The following is a 2,918-nucleotide window of genomic DNA, read 5'->3' on the forward strand; positions in this document are numbered from 1 at the left end:
ATGTTCGATTACTGTAGCAGCAATACGAGCAATACGCAAGTCCATCGGTGACGATGTGATACGAGTTGTACCAGATGCAATCTTAGAAGCATCACCAATACTATCCACTTTTACCACATAATCAACAAAATGCTGACGAACAGTGCTTGGAACACAAGGATATTCAACCATATTATCAGTAACGATAATCACGTTCTTAGAATATCTTGCATCAATATCAGCATACCCCATAGAACCAAAGGCTGATGGTCCATGAGAGCCAGTTGAATTACCTTCCTCATCAGCAGCTGATGCAGCAAGTACTGACAAATCCGGCTTAATTCTACCCGTTAAGAAATCGCGAACACGACCACCATGTGAGTGAATAATAGCAGGATGCTTCAATTTACCCATCGAGATGATTTCGCCAAGACGTCCTCTAATTCCTGAAGAAAAAATCTTAGTAATCATTCCGCTCTCTACATAAGGAACTAAACCGTCGTGAGCTGATGTTAATGAAGAAGAAGCCAAAGTAATATCTTTGATTCCCATCGCATCTAAAATCTCGATAGTTTGCATCAATACACCATCTCCTCCACGAAGGTGATGATGACAAGTTACCGTCATACCATCGAAAGGCTTACACTTTTTAATTGCCTCCTCTAATGAAGAACAGAACTTTGATGTATGCGCTTTTTTAGCTTTTAATGTACGTGAAATGTTGGTACATGGAACTTCATCTTCAATGATACTTTTCCAAACACCTTGATATGGCTTCAATTCGCCAATACCTTCTATATATTCAGGGATTTCAACTCCTAATGCGTTTTTCATGTGTTTATGATTTCATATTTATACCACATGGAAGTCGCCATTATAATCATACTCATATATACAGAAGTATTCTATATGGCTCGTTTCATTGTTTTATAATTAATCGCTTCCCAATAGCAATCGGGATACAAATTGTTGCTTGTAAATTGATTAGTCTAAACTCTTCTCAATATCCTTAATATCGATATTAGCGTATTCCAAAATGGTGATGGCACGCTGAACAACAGGAGCATCAATCATTTTACCATCAATAGCAAAAACACCGATTCCCGCTTTAGTATTCGTATAGAATTCAGAATACACGCGGTAAGCTTTACGAACTTCGTTTTCGCTAGGATTGAATACCTCATGCACAGGATCAACCTGACGAGGATTAATCAAGGCTTTTCCAGCAAAACCCAATTTCTTGATGTATTCAGTCTCTTCCTTAAGGCCTTGCTCATCATTTATGTCAGCAAATACAGTATCTAACACATCTAAGTTGTTAGCCTTACCCGCCATTACAATTCGCTTTCGAGCATAATCGATACCTGCTCCATCTGGTGTTTTCACAATACCCATATCAGCCGTCAAATCCTGACCACCAATTGTAATTGCATCAACACGAGGCTCGCAAGCAGCAATATCATATACATTTGCAACACCTTTTGCCGTTTCAATCATCACATGAATGGTCATCTTAGGATCTGTGATACCATGCTTCTTTTCGATTCTTCGAACTTCTTTCATGAAATCTTTAACATCCTGAACCGATTCTGTTTTAGGGAAACGAATATTGTCTGGTTGCATAGGAACAATCTCCTCCAAATCAGCCAATCCAAATGGAGTTTGCAAGTTGTTTACACGAACACAAACTTCAGTATCGTAAAAATTTACAGTTTCGAGCATACTACGTACCAAAATACGAGCAGCATCTTTTTGGTTCAATGCAACAGCATCTTCCAAATCAAGTAATACAGCGTCACAGCCATAAACACCCGCTTGTTGAATCATAGCCGGATTATTACCCGGGATGTACAACATTGATCTTCTTTTTTTCTTAGCCATTACAATGTACCCTCCTGAATACCTAAAGAACGTTTAACAGCGGTTTCAACTCTGGCTTTAATGGTTGGTGTTAATGCGCCTTTATCTTTTGCAATAAGGTGCACATTTTCAATTTCCATTACATCTAAAACCTGATTGATGCATGCTTTAATATCCTCTTCAAACTGTAGCATTACAGTTGAGGAAATGTCAACCTGTCTTCCAGATCCCTCGGCAACGGGTTCAATTAGAACCATAATGTCGCTCGATTCAAAAGTTCCAGCTTGAGCTTTAAACTTAGGTGTCATTATTTTGTATCGTTAGTTGTTATTATTCGTATTCAATTTCTTAAAAATAAACGTATACGAACTTTAATTATTTGTGATAAACCTAAAGAAAATCAATGAGAATCAAATTACAAATCAATCTAAACAAACATCATTATCCAGATGATTTCAATTCAAAATCCTAAGTGATTTTCAGTGTACAAATGTTGCAGTCTTTAAAAAAAGATCAAAGGACTTTAGCTTATTTTTTTGTCAACTAAAAGTGTTATAAAACAGATTAAAGATATAATTCTCTAATTTATTCACATTAGCACTTCTCTAAAGACCATATAAGTGCTAATAATCAGCATTCGCAGTAGGAAAAGTACAAGATAAACCTGAAAAGGGAAGTTTCAAAATAAAAAAAATCCTACAGTGGCCTGTAGGATTCTTTGCGGATTAGCGGTTAGTGAAATCTTATCGGTTAGTATAAGAGTTTGCTTTGTAAAAGGGAGGCCCCTTTTTTCAAAAGCGAGTGCAATATAGCTTTTCATTTTGAAATATCGCAAACGTTTGCTGGAAAATTTTCAACATTTTCAACAATTAAGAATAAGATGAAATAAGGAGAATACTAACATCAGTCATTCAAAACATTACCTCGTCCTTAATTATTGTTTTGATAGCTTTCAGGCAATCAAAACACTTAAGCTTGAGATAACTATTTTAATATGGGATATGCTCAAAAAAAGCCTCAGTAAATGAATACTGAGGCTTTCTTAAAGTTATCCGATAACCTGTTGCCAGATTATCATG

At 36.4% G+C, this 2,918-nt stretch carries 3 protein-coding genes; all 3 read right to left on the minus strand.

Going from position 1 to position 2,918, the window contains the following annotated elements:
• Positions 1 to 813: citrate lyase subunit alpha (locus tag ABY905_RS15875; RefSeq protein ID WP_372645634.1), on the minus strand; the 813-nt coding region annotated here is incomplete at its 3' end.
• A 150-nt stretch (positions 814 to 963) separates the two neighbouring features.
• On the minus strand, positions 964 to 1,860 hold the full coding sequence (locus tag ABY905_RS15880) for a CoA ester lyase (protein WP_372645636.1): 897 nt from the start codon (positions 1,858 to 1,860) through the stop codon (positions 964 to 966).
• Positions 1,860 to 2,147: a citrate lyase acyl carrier protein gene (citD, locus tag ABY905_RS15885; RefSeq protein ID WP_372645638.1), complete on the minus strand. Its 288-nt coding sequence runs from the start codon at positions 2,145 to 2,147 to the stop codon at positions 1,860 to 1,862. The genes ABY905_RS15880 and citD overlap by 1 nt, the downstream gene beginning before the upstream one ends.
• Positions 2,148 to 2,918: the final 771 nt, after the last annotated feature.

This window comes from Ancylomarina sp. (genome assembly GCF_041555295.1).
GTDB lineage: Bacteria > Bacteroidota > Bacteroidia > Bacteroidales > Marinifilaceae > Ancylomarina.